Origin of the sequence: Microbacterium sp., from assembly GCF_029263575.1 — a bacterium.
In the GTDB taxonomy this organism is placed as follows: Bacteria; Actinomycetota; Actinomycetes; order Actinomycetales; family Microbacteriaceae; genus Microbacterium.
This window is the reverse complement of record NZ_JAJUFV010000060.1, coordinates 1-17,192: the sequence shown is the minus strand read 5'-3', so window position 1 is coordinate 17,192 and position 17,192 is coordinate 1. Positions and strand designations below refer to the sequence as shown.

General features: G+C 65.1%; 14 protein-coding genes and 1 pseudogene. 7 read left to right on the top strand and 8 right to left on the bottom strand.

Annotation, left to right across the window (positions count from 1 at the left end):
- Nucleotides 1-300: 300 nt before the first annotated feature.
- Nucleotides 301-2,130, bottom strand: coding sequence for a hypothetical protein (locus tag Q1J95_RS08040; RefSeq protein ID WP_300266932.1), 1,830 nt, complete (start codon nucleotides 2,128-2,130; stop codon nucleotides 301-303).
- Nucleotides 2,131-2,331: 201 nt separating this feature from the next.
- Between Q1J95_RS08040 and Q1J95_RS08035 the strand changes: the two genes are divergently transcribed.
- Both Q1J95_RS08035 and Q1J95_RS08030 read left to right on the top strand, forming a co-directional pair.
- Nucleotides 2,332-2,595 (top strand): hypothetical protein, encoded by a 264-nt coding sequence (locus Q1J95_RS08035; protein WP_300266931.1) that lies wholly within the window; start codon nucleotides 2,332-2,334, stop codon nucleotides 2,593-2,595.
- A 152-nt stretch (nucleotides 2,596-2,747) separates the two neighbouring features.
- A pseudogene (locus Q1J95_RS08030) lies at nucleotides 2,748-2,882 on the top strand (zinc finger domain-containing protein); the annotation flags it as partial.
- A 30-nt stretch (nucleotides 2,883-2,912) separates the two neighbouring features.
- Here the strand turns inward: Q1J95_RS08030 and Q1J95_RS08025 are convergent.
- The 5 genes from Q1J95_RS08025 to Q1J95_RS08005 all read right to left on the bottom strand — a co-directional run bounded on the left by Q1J95_RS08025 (nucleotide 2,913) and on the right by Q1J95_RS08005 (nucleotide 7,503).
- Entirely contained in the window at nucleotides 2,913-4,232 is a 1,320-nt protein-coding gene (locus tag Q1J95_RS08025; RefSeq protein ID WP_300266930.1) for an FtsX-like permease family protein, read from the bottom strand.
- Complete coding sequence (locus Q1J95_RS08020; RefSeq protein WP_300266929.1) at nucleotides 4,229-4,924, bottom strand: ABC transporter ATP-binding protein; 696 nt, start codon at nucleotides 4,922-4,924, stop codon at nucleotides 4,229-4,231. The genes Q1J95_RS08025 and Q1J95_RS08020 overlap by 4 nt, the downstream gene beginning before the upstream one ends.
- A 104-nt stretch (nucleotides 4,925-5,028) precedes the next feature.
- Nucleotides 5,029-6,117 carry a GNAT family N-acetyltransferase gene (locus Q1J95_RS08015; protein WP_300266928.1) on the bottom strand — a complete coding sequence of 363 codons (1,089 nt, stop codon included), beginning with the start codon at nucleotides 6,115-6,117 and terminating at the stop codon, nucleotides 5,029-5,031.
- Nucleotides 6,114-7,202 carry a GNAT family N-acetyltransferase gene (locus Q1J95_RS08010; RefSeq protein ID WP_300266927.1) on the bottom strand — a complete coding sequence of 363 codons (1,089 nt, stop codon included), beginning with the start codon at nucleotides 7,200-7,202 and terminating at the stop codon, nucleotides 6,114-6,116. Before Q1J95_RS08010 ends, Q1J95_RS08015 begins: the two co-directional genes overlap by 4 nt.
- Before the next feature lie 16 nt (nucleotides 7,203-7,218).
- The gene (locus Q1J95_RS08005; RefSeq protein WP_300266926.1) at nucleotides 7,219-7,503 is read right to left on the bottom strand and encodes a hypothetical protein; all 285 of its coding nucleotides are present in this window, start codon (nucleotides 7,501-7,503) and stop codon (nucleotides 7,219-7,221) included.
- 481 nt (nucleotides 7,504-7,984) lie between these two features.
- Here Q1J95_RS08005 and smc point away from each other — a divergent pair, with 481 nt between their 5' ends.
- The 3 genes from smc to Q1J95_RS07990 all read left to right on the top strand — a co-directional run bounded on the left by smc (nucleotide 7,985) and on the right by Q1J95_RS07990 (nucleotide 13,022).
- Nucleotides 7,985-11,530, top strand: coding sequence for a chromosome segregation protein SMC (smc, locus tag Q1J95_RS08000; RefSeq protein WP_300266925.1), 3,546 nt, complete (start codon nucleotides 7,985-7,987; stop codon nucleotides 11,528-11,530).
- 94 nt (nucleotides 11,531-11,624) lie between these two features.
- Nucleotides 11,625-12,500 carry a signal recognition particle-docking protein FtsY gene (ftsY, locus tag Q1J95_RS07995; RefSeq protein ID WP_300266924.1) on the top strand — a complete coding sequence of 292 codons (876 nt, stop codon included), beginning with the start codon at nucleotides 11,625-11,627 and terminating at the stop codon, nucleotides 12,498-12,500.
- Nucleotides 12,501-12,521: 21 nt separating this feature from the next.
- Entirely contained in the window at nucleotides 12,522-13,022 is a 501-nt protein-coding gene (locus Q1J95_RS07990) for a DUF2004 domain-containing protein (RefSeq protein WP_300266923.1), read from the top strand.
- Between the two features lie 97 nt (nucleotides 13,023-13,119).
- On the opposite strand, the gene lipA is transcribed toward Q1J95_RS07990, so the two are convergent.
- Together lipA and lipB are read right to left on the bottom strand one after the other, a co-directional pair.
- Complete coding sequence (gene lipA / locus Q1J95_RS07985; RefSeq protein WP_300266922.1) at nucleotides 13,120-14,109, bottom strand: lipoyl synthase; 990 nt, start codon at nucleotides 14,107-14,109, stop codon at nucleotides 13,120-13,122.
- Complete coding sequence (gene lipB, locus Q1J95_RS07980; RefSeq protein ID WP_300266920.1) at nucleotides 14,106-14,759, bottom strand: lipoyl(octanoyl) transferase LipB; 654 nt, start codon at nucleotides 14,757-14,759, stop codon at nucleotides 14,106-14,108. Before lipB ends, lipA begins: the two co-directional genes overlap by 4 nt.
- Before the next feature lie 77 nt (nucleotides 14,760-14,836).
- On the opposite strand from lipB, the gene Q1J95_RS07975 reads away from it, so the two are divergent.
- Both Q1J95_RS07975 and ffh read left to right on the top strand, forming a co-directional pair.
- Nucleotides 14,837-15,424 carry a TetR/AcrR family transcriptional regulator gene (locus tag Q1J95_RS07975; RefSeq protein ID WP_300266919.1) on the top strand — a complete coding sequence of 196 codons (588 nt, stop codon included), beginning with the start codon at nucleotides 14,837-14,839 and terminating at the stop codon, nucleotides 15,422-15,424.
- A gap of 75 nt (nucleotides 15,425-15,499) precedes the next feature.
- Nucleotides 15,500-17,059, top strand: a complete 1,560-nt coding sequence (gene ffh, locus Q1J95_RS07970) for a signal recognition particle protein (protein ID WP_300266918.1) — start codon at nucleotides 15,500-15,502, stop codon at nucleotides 17,057-17,059.
- Nucleotides 17,060-17,192: the final 133 nt, after the last annotated feature.

Genomic DNA, 17,192 nt, shown 5'->3' with positions numbered 1-17,192 from the left:
GTGATCACATGCACCCGGAGAAGGCCCGTGCGACTGTACTTGAATCCCGCCAGCTCCTCGTCGGCGATCAGTAGGACGCGATTCGCCCGAAACCGCCACCGTCGACGTGCACGTACTAAGGAGAGCGAATGTAGGTTACTGATGTATTGGTGTTGTTTCAGCAGATATCTACATTCACACAGTCCTACCAGCGCAGGTTGCGATAGATGTGGTCTTCCGATCCGGCGCGCCCCGTTCATAAACCGCTCGAGCAAATGCTGTCCGAAAAGTCAGCGTGAGCGCTATGGAGAGCCCCGGGGGCTACACCGTGATCTCTGGAGTTGAGGTTCTATCGGCGCGAGCCAGAGCCCAGATCGGCCAGCTGTGGAGCTTCTCGACGTCATCATCCGTCAAGTCCGCGAGAGCGAGCTGAAGTTCATCGTTGTCCTCGAGGAGCACAAGCATGCAGACCTCGAGTAGGTCGGCCTGCGTGTCGTCGCGATTCATTCCTCGCCGAGCGGCGCGAATGTCGCGCCGCTCTTCAACGCTGAGTTCGTGTCGCCGATACAGGATCTGCCACCTATTGACGCGGTGCACGAGTGAGTCAGGGTCCTCCTGCAGCAGCCATCCGCACAGGTCGGCGGCTCCTTGGAGGAGGGCTGCCCCGTGGTTCTCGTCGGTGGCGAGGTCGGCCGCGGATATAAGTCGCAGAACCGCGTAGTTTGCTTTAGCTGCCGACGATTCTCGGTCTTCAAGTTCCTCGTACGCCGTGACTATGTGACGTAGCCTGAGATTCAGGATCGTGGACATATCCTCTGGCGTCAGAGAGTCGTACACAGTACCCCACTCGATCGGCTCTGCGGAGCCGTCCTCGTTGAGTCGATACATCCGGAAGCGGTTCCGTTTCGATGGGTCGAACGGATCGATGATCCGACGGAATCCCTCATCCTCGGCGGGCATCACGATCACCATGATTTTGCCTTCACCGAGCGGGATATCGTATCTTCCCGTACCATCTGAGGTTCCGCGCACCTGCTGGTCGTCGACGAGACCTTCGCGCAGTGCCCCGAGCATCTTCCTCGTCTCGTCGTCGAGCTGCAACTGTGACGTGAGCGCGTCGTCGATTCCAAGCTCATCGAACAGCTCGATAAATCGAGAAAGCTCGTCTCGAATGATTCTGAGCTCAGACTCGAGACGCGGGTCACCCGCATGCGGCTTGTTCACGCCGTCGCCGATCAGCAGCGGACTCCCGGAAGCAGCAGCGATTACGAAGTCAAAGTTCTTCGCTTGTTCTTGAAAGGTCCCTTCGCGGCTCAGATCGAGGTTAGTGCTGATTGTCCCGTTGGCAATTTTGAGTCGCAACTGCAGGGCAGGAGAAAGCTGGACCAGGAGCGTCTCGTCGTCGAGCCGGCGACCCGTCCCGTTGCTGAACTCGATACCCCCGCACGTGATCGGAACTGCGATTGGTCGCTCGACGTACTCTTGCGGGAGCACGTCGAGGTCGATATCAATAGCAATGTCGAGGCCTCCCGGTAAATGTGCGATGACGACGAAGTCCGAATCTGCGAGGGCAAGGCGTGTCGGCCGGCTCTCATCGAAGCCTGCGAGCGAATGCACCGTGATGCTCTCGGCCTGATTAAGAAGGTCACCGTTCCCGCCAGCCACGGAGACCTGTGTACGTGCATTCCAGGCAAGTCGGACGATTCCCTCGATCTTGGAGGAGTCCTCAGGAAGTCGGGTCATCTTCACCGAGAAAGACCTCTGCTTAGCTGGCTTGCCGTTCATGAGTCGATCGATCTTGAATGGGATGAGGTTGACGAAGAAAACTTCGCGTTCAATGCCGCCTTCGCGCATCGGTACATAGAAGTAAAGCCCACCGCCATGGTTGCGAAAGAACTGAAGTACTTCTCGTTCGATCTGGAACGACTGCGTGTCCCGGGAAGCCTTGCCCTTCGCGGCGGTTACGCGCCCCTTGACTTGCACGGGGACGCGGCCGGCATGGCTTTTGTTGTCCTTCTTGTCGGAGCTGTAGAAATCGATGTGCCCGTCGGTGATCGGCGTCGTGTCGCCCGATTTGATGTCAGGAGTCAGTCGTGGGCACGCGGCGATGTGATCGCTGACGGCGTTGACAGCAAAGAGTTCTACGGACACGCATCAATTCTCTCGTGTCGTCCGCCGCTCCGCTCTCATCATCGCCGCGAGTCGAGCGGTAGCTGCTGCTCTCCATCGGGTTGGAGGCGTTCTCCACCAACCTCGTCGAGGTAGTGGAGGCCGGTCTCTGCGTAGTCAGTTGGGCATCCTGCGGTCGGCGATACCAGGTCAGAACTCGGGTACGCGCCCGGCATCGCCACGATGCGTGCGATCGACACGGTGGCCCATCACATCTCGCTCGATCGGATGGTCGCCGACCCCGGCGACGCGCAGGAAGGCATCGTCGCGGCCGTCGACCCCGTCGCCGACGCGCCGCAGCTACTCGGAACCGCACGGGATGCCTACGTCCATTGGATGCACGTCGTCTGCGCGGTACTCGCAGCGTTGGCCCTCGGTGCCGGCATCGCCAACTTCATCCAGCACTGCTCGGTGCAGCCACTCGGCGCTGACCAGAAAGCCGCCTGAGCGGGTCCCGCCAACGGCTAGATCAGGCCCGGACGTCGGTTAGATCCAGCTCTCGGAGTTACTCAACGTGTCTTACCAACTTCTATCAAGTCAGTCGAATAACACGGCGATAGGACCTATCGACACATCAATGTCAAAGACGAGGATAGGGAGGTTATTTTGCGCACTCGCTCAACGCGTACGGTCGGGGTGATCAGCCCTGCCCGCGCTACGGCAACCCGATCCGCCGTGACGCGTTCATGAACCGCTCGTCGCACTTCTGCCCGCGCTGCCAGCCGCGTCGCTGAAGCCAGCGACGCCGCTGAGGCCATTACCCGTCACGCCGGCTGAAACGCACGGCCCAGCAGCGGACGCGTGACACGCACGCCGCCCCACACCAGTGCGATTCCGGCGGAGATGACGATGGCGATCGTCAGCAGCGAAAGGGGCGCCACGATCAGCGCGATCCCCATGAGGGGGAACACCAGCACCGCCGCGCACAGCGCCGAACCGATGGCTGTCAGCAGCAGCGGCGACATGACCGAGCGAGTCCGGGCGGCATCGACCGTCTGCATCGGCACACCGAGAAAGTGCAGACTGCGATGTAGTTCGCGTTGGTCGAGCAGGGCGGATGCCTGATTCACACCGACGGAGACCGCGACCATAAGGAACGATCCGATGAGCGTGATGATCAGACCCGTGCGGATGTCAGCGGCCAGCGTCACATCTGCCGGAGCAGCCGATGCGCTCATGGTGTCGACCAGTGCGACGCCGGTTCCCGCGAACACGGCCATGAAGCTCGCCATGGCGATACCGCTGATCTGACGCCATGCCGCCTTCGGCGAATCCAAGACGAGACGCGCCGCAAGAAGGCGCTGCGGGTTCTCGGCACGGCGCAACCCGCGCTTCGCATGTATGCTGAGCGCCCACGGGCCGATGAGGTTCAGCACGGCGAGCACACCGGCGAACAGCGCGGCGAGCACGGCGATCGTGATCACGATCCCTGTGGTTCCGGGAAAGACATTCACGATCCCGAACGCGACGACGATGATGGCGACAGCCAGCACGGCGCGGATCCAATGCATCCGCGGGGCATTCGCTCGCGTGCGCACCCCGAGAGGTGAGATCACGACCTGGCGCAACCCGATGGCGGCGCTGAGCCCCGCGAGCAGCACGACCGCGACGACCGCGACCAGAATGCTCAGCGGCGGCAGCACGACCGCGGCGATGCCGAGCGGTTCGCCGCGGAAGGGGATGAGCGCGATCAGCGGAGCCACGGCGAAGTGTCCGAGTACCCCGACGAGCGCGCCCACGGCCGCCACCAGGGTCGATTCCACCACCGTCGCGGTGACGACGCCGGCCGGTGAGACGCCGAGCAGACGCAGCGTCGACAGCCGCTCGTCGCGGCGACGTGCCGACAGTCTCGCGGCCGCGCCTCCCAGAGTGGCCAGCGGAACCAGCAGAAGGACGACGGCGATCGCGGCCAGAGCCTGGTAGAGGACGGCGTCGGGATCGGTCCAGCTCCAGAACGCCTGCGCTCCGCCGCCGACTGTGAGCACGAGTGTCGTCACGAGCGCAAAGGCGATGGCGGGCAGCGCCACGACGCCGAGCTGGCCGGGAGCGGGGCGCATGAGCACGGCGAGGACGCGCGCGTTCATGCTGCGACCTCCGCATCGACGACATGTCCGTCGCGCACGTGCACCGTGCGCGAGCAACGAGCCGCGACATCGGCGTCGTGCGTGACGACCAGGAGCGTGCGACCCTGGCCTGTGCTCGACCACAGCAGGGCGTCCATCACTTCGGTGGAGGTATGCGAATCCAGCGCACCGGTGGGCTCGTCGGCGAAGACGACCTCGGCACCGGTCACCTGTGCACGGGCGATCGCGACGCGTTGCGCCTGACCGCCGGAGAGCTCGCCGATACGGCGGTCCTCCATGCCGGCGAGGCCCAGGGCGGCCAACCAGCCCGCTGCGTGCTCGACCGATGTCTTCCGCGGCGTGCCGTTGATCATGAGCGCCAAGGCCACGTTCTCGATGGCCGTGAGCTCGGGGATGAGCAGACCCTGTTGGAACACGAAGCCGAACGCTTCGCGTCGCAGCCGTGATCGCGCGCTCTCGCTGAGCGCGGTGATCTCCGTTGCGGGTGCGGATGCCGGAGAGAAGGCGACGCGGCCCGAATCCGGCGTCGTGATGCCGGCGAGCACGTGCAGGAGCGTCGTCTTCCCTGATCCGGAGGCGCCCATGATCGCGACGGACTCGCCACGCTGAACGGCGAGGTCGACTCCGGCGAGCGCGGTGGTCGTGCCGAAAGCCTTGGTCAGAGATTGGGCGTGAATAACGGGTGCGTTCATGCTTCCAGCCTCGTCGGCCGGGCCGCCGGCGTCGTCCGTCGGGCGATGCAAACCGCCGGCCGAAGATACACCGCAGGGATGATCTCCGGCCGGCGGGTGGAAGGTCAGTCGAGCTTCTTCTGCCAGCCGGCGGCGTACGACGACGGAGCGAACCCGATCGCCTCGTTGATGTCGAGCATCGGACGGTTCTCCTCGGCGTTGAACGTGCTGATCTTCGGCGAGTCCGGCACCAGCTCCCGCCAACGCAGCAGGTTGGCGCACTTCACGATGGTGCCGAGGCGCTTTCCGCGGTGCTCTTTCACGACGAGGGTGCCATACTGGTGCGTCACGCCCGAGCGATCCGGACCGATGACGAGCTCGTTGAACGGCACGATCCGCCCGGAGGGCACGTGCTCGACGGCGGCCACGGACATGAGCTGACCGGAATCTGCGATGGCTTTGTCATGCCGGACCACGCGTGCGGCATCCCACTTCTCCTCCTCGAAGACGAGTTCACCGCTGGGCACGTCCGTCGCCATCCGTGACATGACATAGCCGTAGCCTTCGCGCAGGTGCTCGGGCGTCGGCAGGGTCCACGCGGTGACACGGTAGTCATCACCCGCGAACGCCACGGCCTCAGCCAGCATCCGCTCGGCGAGGGAGAGATGGTCGTCCAATGCGAGCGTGCTCGTGCGCTCGACCTGCTTCATCTCGAAGCCGTTCTTCGTGAACAGGTCACTCAGTTCCGTGGCGGGCACTGCGCCGTGGCCGGTCGCGGGCGTCAGCATCCGATCTGCGATCTCGGCCGTGTGCAGGGACCACACCTGCAACAGGGTGCGTCCGAGCAGTCGTGCTTCGTGCTCGACACGGGTCAGGAGCGCCTGCGCGACACCGGATGACCGGTGCGGAGGCACGACGAGCACATCGGATTCCGCCGTGGTGCTGCCCGGCTCGTTCGCGGTCATCAGATACGCCGCGCCGACGATGGCGTCTCCACGGCGGGCGATGTAGCCCCGGTAGGTGTGATCGGTGGTTTCGAGCCAGCGCGGCAGCATCTCCTCCGGCTGCTCGTACAGGTCATCCGTTCCGGCATCGACGACACAGATCTCGTTGGCGAGATGGGCCATCGCCAGGAACTCTGCAGCATCCGGGGCATCCGTGGATGCAGGAATCACCATCTCGGTGATCGTCAGCTCGTCGGTGAGCATGCTCATGTCAGATCCTTCTTCCAGGCGCCCTCGTAGGAGATGGGCGCGAACCCGATGGCCTCGTTGATGTCGAGCATCGGGCGGTTCTCTTCGGCGTTGTAGGTGATGACTCCGGGGGAGTCGGGGTGGTGTTCTCGCCACGACAACAGGCCGGCGGTCTTGACGAGCAATCCCAGTCGATGTCCGCGATGGGACGCCAGCACGAGGGTGTCTTCCTGATGCGACACCGACGTCGGGTCACTGCCGATGGCGAGCTCGTTGTATGCGCAGAGCTCACCCGTTTCGATGCGCTGAGCAGCGGTGACGAGAACCGCGATGCCGCGCTGCGCATAGCGCTCGTCGTGTCGCGCGATCCGCTCGGCGTCCCATTTCTCGGTGGGCATGCCGAGGCCGGCGCCGGGGACGTCGGTGGACATGTGCTCCTTCATCCAGGCGTATCCGGGGACGTGCTCGGTCGGTGTCGGCAGCGTCCATTGCACGACGCGATAACCGGTGGCAGCCGCGGCTGCTCGGTCATGCGCCTCGAGCAGGCTCGCGGTCACGGCATCTGACCAGGTGAACATGCTCACGCGTTCGACCTGCTCGAGCGTGAATCCGTAGCGGAGCAGGAACCGCGCATGATGATCACGCGGGATCTCGCCGAACCCGGTGGGCGAGGGGAGCGACGCGTCGTCGGATGCCGGATGCTCCACCCACACCAGAAGGCGCGTGACGCCGGCGTCCCGGGCGGCGTGCTCAATGTGTTCGAGCACCGCTGATCCGATGCCGCGGCCCCAGACGGAGCGGAGCAGGCTGATCACCGTCGTCGCCGTCGTGCCGCTGGAGTCGGCCATGATGTTCAGCACCGCGACACCGACCATCTCGTCCGCGACCATCACATACCACTGGGTGCGGGTGAGCTCAGGGCTCGAACGCAGCAGAGGCAGCAGAGCCTCGGCGCTCAGATCTTCTTCGCTGCGGCCGGTCACATCACGAACGGATCGGTTGCGCACATCCGCATAGGCGCGGATCGTCGCTGTGGGCACCGCATCCGCCCGTGCCGGAAGCACGAGCGGATGCAGGGTCGCCGTGTCGGTGAGACGAATGCTCACAGGAGCTCTCCAAATCTCAGCGGCCGAAGCGCTGCAGTCCATAGGTGAGCATCGTGAGCGCTTCGCGCTCCATGGTGCGTTGGTTCTCTCGCAGCAGCAGCATCTGCTCATGGCTGATGGTGCGTGCGGCTTTGCGCCGTGAGCGCTCGGCGCGCACGAGCAGCCACAGGCCGATGCGCAGCGAGAGACGGTCGGTGAGCGAGAGCTCACGGCGGTTGGTCGGTACCGTGACCTCGAGGACTTCCTGGGTCTCGGGACACGGTGGGTGAAGTGTGCTGCGAAGCAGCAGGTCGGTACTCACGAGAGTGCTCGTTTCTGTCGAGTGCTGGAGGGGCGTTCATGCGGCGCCCGCAAGACGGCGGGAACCGGGGCGAGAGGTCTCTGGAGATCGAGACATCGTGATGCAGAGGGTCGACGAGATCGACCGATGCGAGAGCGGCGGGAACGGGCGGAGATCAGCCAGCAGAGGCGGTGATCTCGGGCTGCGGTTCTATGCGAGCGCGCTACGTCGGATGCCGAAAGTTGAGGCAGCCAGAATCGCAGCGCGCGCAGTATCGAAGCCTGCAGCGGTTGCGGTGTGAATGTTAATCATGGCGTCCTCCTTTCGTGAGCTATCCGGTTTGTAAACGTAGTGCGCGAGATGGGCCTGCGTCAAGAACCGAGGTGATCCTCGGCGTGTCGTGGTGCAGATCGATCGCGGTCGTCGCCGCGCGGGATGCCGGCGAATGCGCGTGATTCCGGTAGCGTATGGGCGTGATTCCTCCCAGCCGACTGGTGCGCGCATGCATCTGAAGAGCCTGACGCTCAAGGGCTTCAAATCGTTTGCGCAGCCGACGAGTTTCGTCTTCGAGCCCGGTGTCACGTGCATCGTCGGCCCGAACGGTTCTGGCAAGTCGAACGTCGTCGATGCGCTCGCCTGGGTCATGGGCGAGCAGGGGGCGAAGACCCTACGCGGCGGCAAGATGGAAGATGTCATCTTCGCCGGTACGTCCACGCGTGGTCCGCTCGGACGTGCTGAGGTGCAGCTGACGATCGACAACAGCGATGGGGCGCTGCCGATCGAGTTCGCCGAGGTGACCATCAGCCGGACGCTGTTCCGCAACGGGTCGAGCGAGTACGCGATCAACGGAGCCAGTTGTCGGTTGCTCGATGTGCAAGAGCTGCTGAGCGACTCGGGCCTCGGGCGTGAGATGCACGTGATCGTGGGACAGGGGCGCCTCGACACCGTGCTGCAGGCATCACCGGAAGACCGTCGCGGATTCATCGAAGAGGCCGCCGGGATCCTCAAGCATCGCCGTCGCAAAGAGAAGACCCTCCGAAAACTCGACGCGATGGAAGCCAACCTCACGCGTCTCAGCGACCTTACCGGTGAGATACGGCGCCAGCTGAAGCCGTTGGGGCGTCAGGCCGAGATCGCGCGCGAAGCGCAAACCATCGCGGCGGTCGTCCGCGACGCGAAGGCGCGGATCTTCGCCGATGACGTGGTGGCGTTGCGTACGGCACTGGCCGATCACACCCGCACCGAGCAGGAGCGCCACACCGAGCGCCTGGTGCTCACCGACCAGTCCGAGACGGTGCGCGCGAGCATCGCCCGGCTCGAGGCCGAGCAGAACTCCGCCGCCGTCGACGAGGCGCGTCGCGTGCTGTTCGGGCTCGAGCAGGTGCAGGAGCGGATGCGATCGCTGTTCACTCTCGCGAACCAGCGCCTCGCGCTGCTCGGTTCTGAAGAGGACGATGCCGCCGTCGCGACCGTGACGGTGACGCAGGCCACCATCGACGAGGCCGCCGATGAGGTCACCGAGCTCGCCGGAGGACTCGGCGATGCACAGGACGCCGCAACCGCCGCGAGCCGCGAGGTCGTCAACGCCCGCGCCGAACTCGACACCCTCGACGTCGATATCGCTGAGCAGAGCGCACTCGTCTCGGAACACGACATGCGGCTGACGTCGCTGCGCGGCACAGCAGAGGCTGCGGCATCCGCTCTGGCAGCCGTGCGCGGCGCCGTGCAGCGCCAGGCTGCGGCACTGGAAGCAGCCAACGAGCGTCGACGCGAGGCGGCCGAGGCGTTGGAGCAGATCGACGACGCCCAGGCACCCGAGTCAAGCGCGGCTGAGCACGCCGCTGCCTACGAGCAGGCCCAGAGCGCGGCGACCACGGCCGAGAGCGAACGCGATGGTCTGCGTGAGCGCCTGCACGAGGCAGAGCGTGAAGCCGAATCGCTGACCGCGAAAGCATCAGCGCTCAGCAGCGCCCTGTCGTTGTCGGGCGGCGCGGCCGAGGTGGTGGCATCCGGCGCATCGGGCGTGCGCGGGCTCGTCGGCGACGCGGTCCAGGTCACCGCTGGTTTCGAAGCAGCCGTCGCCGCCGTGCTCGGGCCGCTCGCCGAGGGCGTGCTCGTCGACGATGCGGATGCGGCGTTCGAGCTGGCATTCGAAGTGACGAAGCAGCAGCGGGGGATCGTCGACTTCGTCGTGGCGGATGCCGTGCGCGCGGCCGTCGAGCTGCCAGAGGTCGCTGGCGTCACCCCGGCGACGTCCGTCGTCACGGCGCCGGTGGGTCTTCTCGGTGTGCTCGCACATGTGTTGATCGCTGACGATCTCGACGCGGCCCGTCAGGCGCGTCGAGCCCTGGACGCGCTGCACGACACCGGGATCACCATCGTTACAACCGGCGGTGACGTCGTGACAGCGCAGACCCTGCGGACGGGGTCGGGGGGTGAGCGCTCGCGACTGGAACTCACCGCAGAACGCGATGCCGCCGCTGACCGACTCGCCGAGGTGCGAGTCGTCGTCGACTCGCTGCGGGAAGCGCGTGAAGAGGCATCCGAGCGGGTGGAGACGACACGTCGTCAAGCGCGCGAGGCGCTGCAGGCACTGCGTGAGCACGACGCGGCGCTGGCCACGCACGCCGAACAGGTCAATCGCGTCACGGTGCGCCATGAATCCGCCGTCGCCGAGTGCGAGCGTGTCGAAGCCGGCCTCGCTCAGGCGCAGGCCGCCGTCGCCGACGCCGAAGCCGCCGAGGCTGCCGCCAGAAACCAGCTGGAAAAAGCTGAAGCCGAGCCCCGGCCCGTGCTCGACGCTTCTGCGCGCGACGGCCTGCTCCAAGCGCTCGAGGCTGCGCGCGAGAGCGAGGTGCGCGCCCGGCTCGAGATCGAGACGCTGCGTGAACGGGTGCGTTCCGCTCAGGCGCGGGTCGCCGGTCTGGAGCGTCAGCGCGTGCACGAGCGCGATGCAGCGGCTGAGGCGGCCAGGCGTGCGGTGATCCGGCGCGAGCAGCGAGAAGCAGCGGCCGGTGTCGCGCAGGAGCTTCCCCGCATCCTCGATTCGCTGGACAAGTCCGTGACCGAGGCGCGCATGAGCTTGAGCGAGGCCGAGAGCGCGCGTTCGGCGCAGAACGAAGAACTCACCGCACTTCGCGCGCAGGAATCGTCGCTGCGCGAGCGGCTCGCCGGACTCACCGAGAGCGTGCACGGGCTGGAGCTGCAGATTCACGAGAAGAAGCTGCATCTGACGAGTCTGCTAGAGCGCGTCGCATCCGAACTTGCCCTGGAAGAAGATATTCTCGTCGCGGAATATGGTCCTGATCAGCTTGTTCCCCGCGATCCGCTCGCAGAGGAGGATGCCGATGCCGTTGGCGGCATTGATCCGTCTGCGGTGCCGTATGACCGCCGAGTGCAAGAGCGCCGCCTGGCCGAGGCCTCACGTAAGCTCACACAGCTGGGCCGGGTGAATCCGCTCGCTCTGGAGGAATTCGAAGCGCTCGAGCAACGCCACGCGTTCCTCACCGAACAACTCGCCGATCTCACGCAGACGAGGGAAGATCTGCTCACGATCATCAGCGACCTCGATGAGCGGATGCAGACGATCTTCGCGAGTGCCTTCGATGACACCAAGCAGGCCTTTGGTGAGGTCTTCCCGCTGCTGTTCCCCGGCGGATCGGGGAGCATCTCCCTCACCAACCCCGATGACCTGCTCACGACCGGCATCGAGGTGGCCGTTCGACCTGTCGGCAAGAAGATCGAGCGTCTCTCGCTGCTCTCCGGCGGCGAGCGATCCCTCGCCGCCGTGGCGCTCCTTGTGGCGATCTTCAAAGCGCGACCGAGCCCGTTCTACATTCTCGACGAGGTCGAGGCGGCCCTCGACGACGCGAACCTCGGCCGTCTGCTGACGGTGTTCGAACAGCTCCGGGAGAGCTCGCAACTGCTGGTCATCACGCATCAGAAGCGCACGATGGAAATCGCGGACGCTCTGTATGGCGTGTCGATGCGCCAAGACGGCGTCTCGGCCGTGGTCGGTCAGCGGGTGGGCGACCGCGCGTCAGCGTAGCTCCCGTATCCGCCAGGCCCGGCAGCCGGCTGGAACCATGATCGGCACGATGCGTCCGGCGAACCGTGGACGACTCGGGTCGTAGGCTGGAGGCATGGCGGAGAAATCTTGGTCCCTGGGCCGCGCGCTGCGCGGCATGTTCGTCAAGCCCACGATCGATGAGACGACGTGGGACGATCTGGAGACCGCGCTGCTGACAGCCGACTTCGGACCCGACATCTCTGAGCGCATCGTGGAAGAGCTGCGCGAGAAGGTCGAACGCTATCGCACGACGGATCCGAAAGATCTGCAGCGGATGCTGCGCGAGACGCTGGAGGAGCACTTCGCGAAGTTCGACACGACGCTGAAGCTCACCGAGCGCCCGGCCGTGGTCCTCGTCGTCGGCGTCAACGGCGTCGGAAAGACCACGACCATCGGCAAGTTCACCAAGTTTCTGCGCGGCTACCAGCGCAGCGTCGTCGTCGGTGCGGCCGACACCTTCCGTGCCGCCGCCGTCGACCAGCTCGCCACCTGGGCCCAGCGCGGGGGAGCAGCCATCATCCGCCCGCAGCAGGAAGGGCAGGATCCCGCCTCCGTTGCGTATCAGACCATCGAGTTCGCGCAGCGCGAGGGAATCGAGATCGCCATCATCGATACAGCCGGGCGCCTGCACACCAAGGGCGGGCTCATGGACGAGCTATCGAAGATTCGCCGGGTGATCGAGAAACAGGCACCGATCAGCGAAGTGCTGCTCGTGTTGGATGCCACGACCGGGCAGAACGGCGTCATGCAGGCCGAGGCTTTTCTCCAGCATGCCGGGGTCACCGGTCTTGTACTGACCAAGCTCGACGGCTCGGCCAAGGGCGGCTTCGTGCTCGCAGTCCAGGAGCGCACCGGCATCCCGGTCAAACTCCTCGGCCAGGGCGAGGGAATCGACGACCTGACCGGATTCACCCCGCATGTCTTCGTCGCATCTCTTGTCGGGCAGTGATTGGACTGGTTTCATAGCGTTATGGCGATCGAACACGACTACTTTGGGCTCCTCGCGACAGGGCCAGACGGGTCGATCTTCTGGTCTGAGACAGTCGATCTCGGCGATCAGGCGGTGACCGTTGACCTCACCGCCCCCGATCAGGACGATGTGTCGCCGGATGCCCTCGATATCGCCGCCGCGTTGATCTCCGGGCTGGAAGACGTGGATGCCACGGCGCGGCGCTCCATGCTTGCCGAGATCGACGATCGCACGAGCGAGGTCACCGAGTACGTTCTGCAGCAACAGGAAGCATACGGTGACGACCTCCCCGATGTTCTGGTCGATGTCAGCGGCGATGTCGCGGTCGACATCATCCGGGCGCTCCGGCTCGTGAGCATGACGATCCTGGCCGACGAGCACGGCGGCTCAGAGCCGTTCGCCGTGCTCGAATACGCGCTCGATGCCGATGAGGCCGATGAGGTGCTGCTGGTGAATCTGGCATCCGACGGCGCTGTTCAGTCGGTGATGAGCGCGGACTGATCCGCCCCAGATCAGGACACCTGCCCGAGATCAGGACGATTCGGACAGCTGCTCCTGTTTTCGGTGATTCGTCCTGATCTCGGGAGCTGGGCGCACCTCAGACAGCCTGCGCGAAGCCCAGGTCGGCCGATTCGGCGATGTGCGAGAGGTGCTCCGGAATCTCCCGCCCCTTCGACTTCATCGACTGCGCCCAGAGGCGCCCCGCACGATAGGACGAGCGCACGAGAGGACCGGCGAGCACACCGAGGAACCCGATGCGCTCGGCCTCCTCCTTGAACTCGACGAACTCCGCTGGCTTCACCCAGCGCGCCACCGGCAGGTGCCGCGGCGTCGGTCGCAGATACTGCGTGATCGTGATGATGTCGCATCCTGCCTCGTGCAGGTCGTTCAGCGCCTGCACCACCTCTTCCGGCTCCTCACCCATACCGAGAATGAGGTTCGACTTCGTGATGAGACCGGCATTGTGACCCTGCGTGATCACATTCAATGACCGTTCGTACTGGAACGCGGGTCGGATGCGCTTGAAGATGCGCGGCACGGTCTCGACGTTGTGCGCGAATACCTCGGGTCGGGCGTCGAAGATCTCTCCCAAGAACTGCGGATCGCCGTTGTGCTCGTTGGCCAGCAGCTCGACTCCGGTGTTCGGATTCTCAGCGTGGATGCGCCGCACAGTCTCGGCGTTCAGCCACGCGCCCGTGTCGGGGAGGTCGTCGCGGGCCACACTGGTCACGGTGGCGTAGCGAAGTCCCATGCGCGTGACGCTCTCGGCGACGCGACGAGGCTCGTCGGTGTCGTATTCAGCGGGCTTGCCCGTGTCGATCTGGCAGAAGTCGCAGCGACGTGTGCACTGCGAACCGCCGATGAGGAATGTCGCCTCGCGGTCTTCCCAGCACTCGAAGATGTTCGGGCACCCGGCCTCTTGGCACACTGTGTGCAGCCCCTCGTCCTTTACGAGCGAGTGCAGGGCGCTGTACTCGGGCCCCATCTTCGCCTTCGTCTTGATCCACTCGGGCTTGCGCTCGATGGGGGTCTCAGCGTTGCGCACTTCCAGGCGCAGGAGTTTGCGACCTTCTGGTGCGGCGCTCATGCGACAGCCTCAGCGGGAAGCGACTCGGCGTACTCTGCGGCGAATGCCTCGATGACGCCGTCGACGATGTCGGCGGGTGAGATCTCGGAGCCGGTGACCTCACTGACGGTGGTGACACCGGCATCCGTGATCCCGCAGGGAATGATCCCGCGGAAAGCAGCCAGGGAGTTGTCGCAGTTGATGGCGAAGCCGTGCATCGTGACGCCGCGCTGCACGCGCACACCGATCGCGGCCACTTTGTCTTCCGACAGCGGCCGGCGAACCCAGACGCCGCTTCGACCATCAACCTGGTAGCCGTCGACGCCGAGGGGACGCAGAACGTCGATCAGAACGCGCTCGAGGCGGCGAACGTGCGCCACGACGTCCATCGGCTCGGGCAACCGGACGATCGGGTACCCGACGAGCTGGCCGGGGCCATGCCAGGTGATCTTGCCGCCGCGGTCGACATCGATCACCGGCGTGCCGTCCTGCGGGCGCTCGTGTGCTTCGGTGCGTTTGCCAGCGGTATACACAGGCTCGTGCTCGAGCAGGATCAACGTGTCGGATCGCCTGCCGTCGATGATGTCGGCGTGGACGCTGCGCTGCAGCTCCCACCCGTCCGGATAGGGGACGTAGTTCGGCGCCAGTCGTGGAGCCAGAATGTCGAGCATGCGCATCCTTTCTGATTATTGGATGCAGTCTAACAAAGCCTCCATGTCGTCAGGCAAACTCACGGTACGGTGAGAAGATGACGAAGCAAGCTCGTGCCGGTCGCCCGCGCGTCTCATCGCGCGAGACACTCTCAGAGGCTGCATGCGAGCTCTTTCTCGAGCGCGGCTACGAGGCCACATCGATCATCGACATCACCCAGCGCGCCGGAGTGAGTCGCTCCAGCTTCTTCAACTACTTCACCTCCAAGAGCGATGTGCTGTGGTCGGGGCTGGATACACGCATCGACGATGCTCTCGATGCGCTTGCCGCACTGGACACCGACGCCGGGGGAGAAGAGGTGCGTGAGCTTCTTGAGCGTGTCGTCATCGACTTCGCACCCGATCCGCTCGCTCTCGCCCTGCGCAACGCAGACGCGATGGGACTGGAGGACGAGCTCGTGCGCGACACGGGTCTGCGGCACGCGCGCCTCGCGGCCGGCGTGGCCGATGTTGCTCGTCGCAGCGGAGTCGACACGATCAAAGCTGACATCCTCGGCGCCGCCTACGCGGCCAGCCTGCTGTCTGCACTGCGTGTGTGGGCCGAGCGTGGCGCCGGCAGCGGCGCACCGGTGGAGCTGTTCGGCGGAGCGCTGAACGGCGTCTATGATCTGCCGTGGAGACCCTGACGCTGCGCTCGCGCTGACGAGGGCGCCCGCCCGCGCTGACCCCCGCTGTCACGCTCGCGTAGAATCTAAACCACCATGGCAACTTTTGGCACGCTCTCTGACCGGCTCACCGAGACTTTCCGCAATCTTCGTACGAAGGGAAAGCTCAGCGCGGCTGACGTCGACGGCACCGTACGCGAGATTCGTCGTGCTCTGCTCGACGCCGACGTCGCGCTGGCGGTCGTCAAAGACTTTACGGCGAAGGTGCGCGAGCGCGCGCTCGGAGACGAGGTCAACAAGGCGCTGAACCCCGCGCAGCAGGTCGTGCAGATCGTGAACGAGGAACTCGTGGGCATCCTGGGCGGGGAGCAGCGCCGGCTGGAGTTCGCCAAGACTCCGCCGACGGTCATCATGCTCGCTGGCCTGCAGGGCTCGGGTAAGACGACGTTCGCCGGAAAACTCGCCAAACAGCTGGAGAAGGACGGCCACACGCCGTTGCTAGTCGCGGCCGACCTGCAGCGCCCCAACGCCGTGAACCAGCTGCAGGTCGTCGCCGAGCAGGCTGGCGCCACGGTCTTCGCGCCCGAGCCGGGCAACGGGATCGGCGACCCTGTGAAGGTTTCACGCGACGGTGTCGAACACGCGCGTCGGCACCAGCACGACGTCGTCATCATCGATACCGCGGGTCGTCTCGGTGTCGACGCTGAACTCATGAAGCAGGCATCCGATATTCGCTCGGCAGTGCAGCCAGACGAGGTGCTGTTCGTCATCGACGCGATGATCGGTCAGGATGCTGTGAACACGGCGACCGCCTTCCAACAGGGTGTCGACTTCACCGGCGTCGTGCTGTCGAAGCTCGACGGTGACGCTCGCGGTGGTGCGGCGCTGTCGGTCGCCTCCGTCACTGGCCGCCCGATCATCTTCGCCTCCACAGGTGAGGGTCTCGACGACCTCGAGCCGTTCTATCCCGACCGAATGGCGAGCCGCATTCTCGACCTCGGTGACATCCTCACGCTCATCGAACAGGCACAGCAGGCCTTCGATGAAGAAGAGGCCAAGAAGGTCGCTGAGAAGTTCGCCAGCGATCAGTTCACCCTGGAAGATTTCCTTGAGCAGCTTCAGCAGATGCGGAAGATGGGCTCGATGAAGAAGATGCTCGGGATGCTTCCCGGCATGGGGCAGATGAAGCAGCAGCTCGACGACTTCGACGAGAAGGAGATCGATCGCACGGAGGCGATCATCCGCTCGATGACTCCCGGTGAGCGCAGGAACCCGAAGGTGCTCAACGGCTCACGGCGTCTGCGTATCGCCAAGGGGTCGGGCATGACGGTCACGGATGTGAATCAGCTCGTGCAGCGCTTCGACCAGGCCGCGAAGATGATGAAGACCGTCGCCCGCGGTGGCACGCCGAACATCCCTGGCATGGGGGCGATGCCAGGGATGGGACGCCCCGGGGCCTCCTCGAAGCGAGGCACGAAGGGGGGCCAGAACAAGAACGTCTCGCGAGCCGGAAACCCCGCCAAGCGCGCCGCCGAGAACGCCGGGCTCGCAGCGGGTCCGGCAGCCCCTTCCGGCAGCGGATTCGGCCTCGGCGAGCAGAAGGCGCCCACCGAAGCAGATCTCGCCGAGTTTCAGAAGCTGTTCGGCACGGGCTGATCCTGCACACGCATGAAGGCGGGGCCGGAGAGAACATCTCCGGCCCCGCCTTCATGCTGTGCGGCTACTTGACGTCGTCGTCGACCCAGTCCATCGACTTCGTCACGGCCTTGCGCCACTGACGCAGCAGACG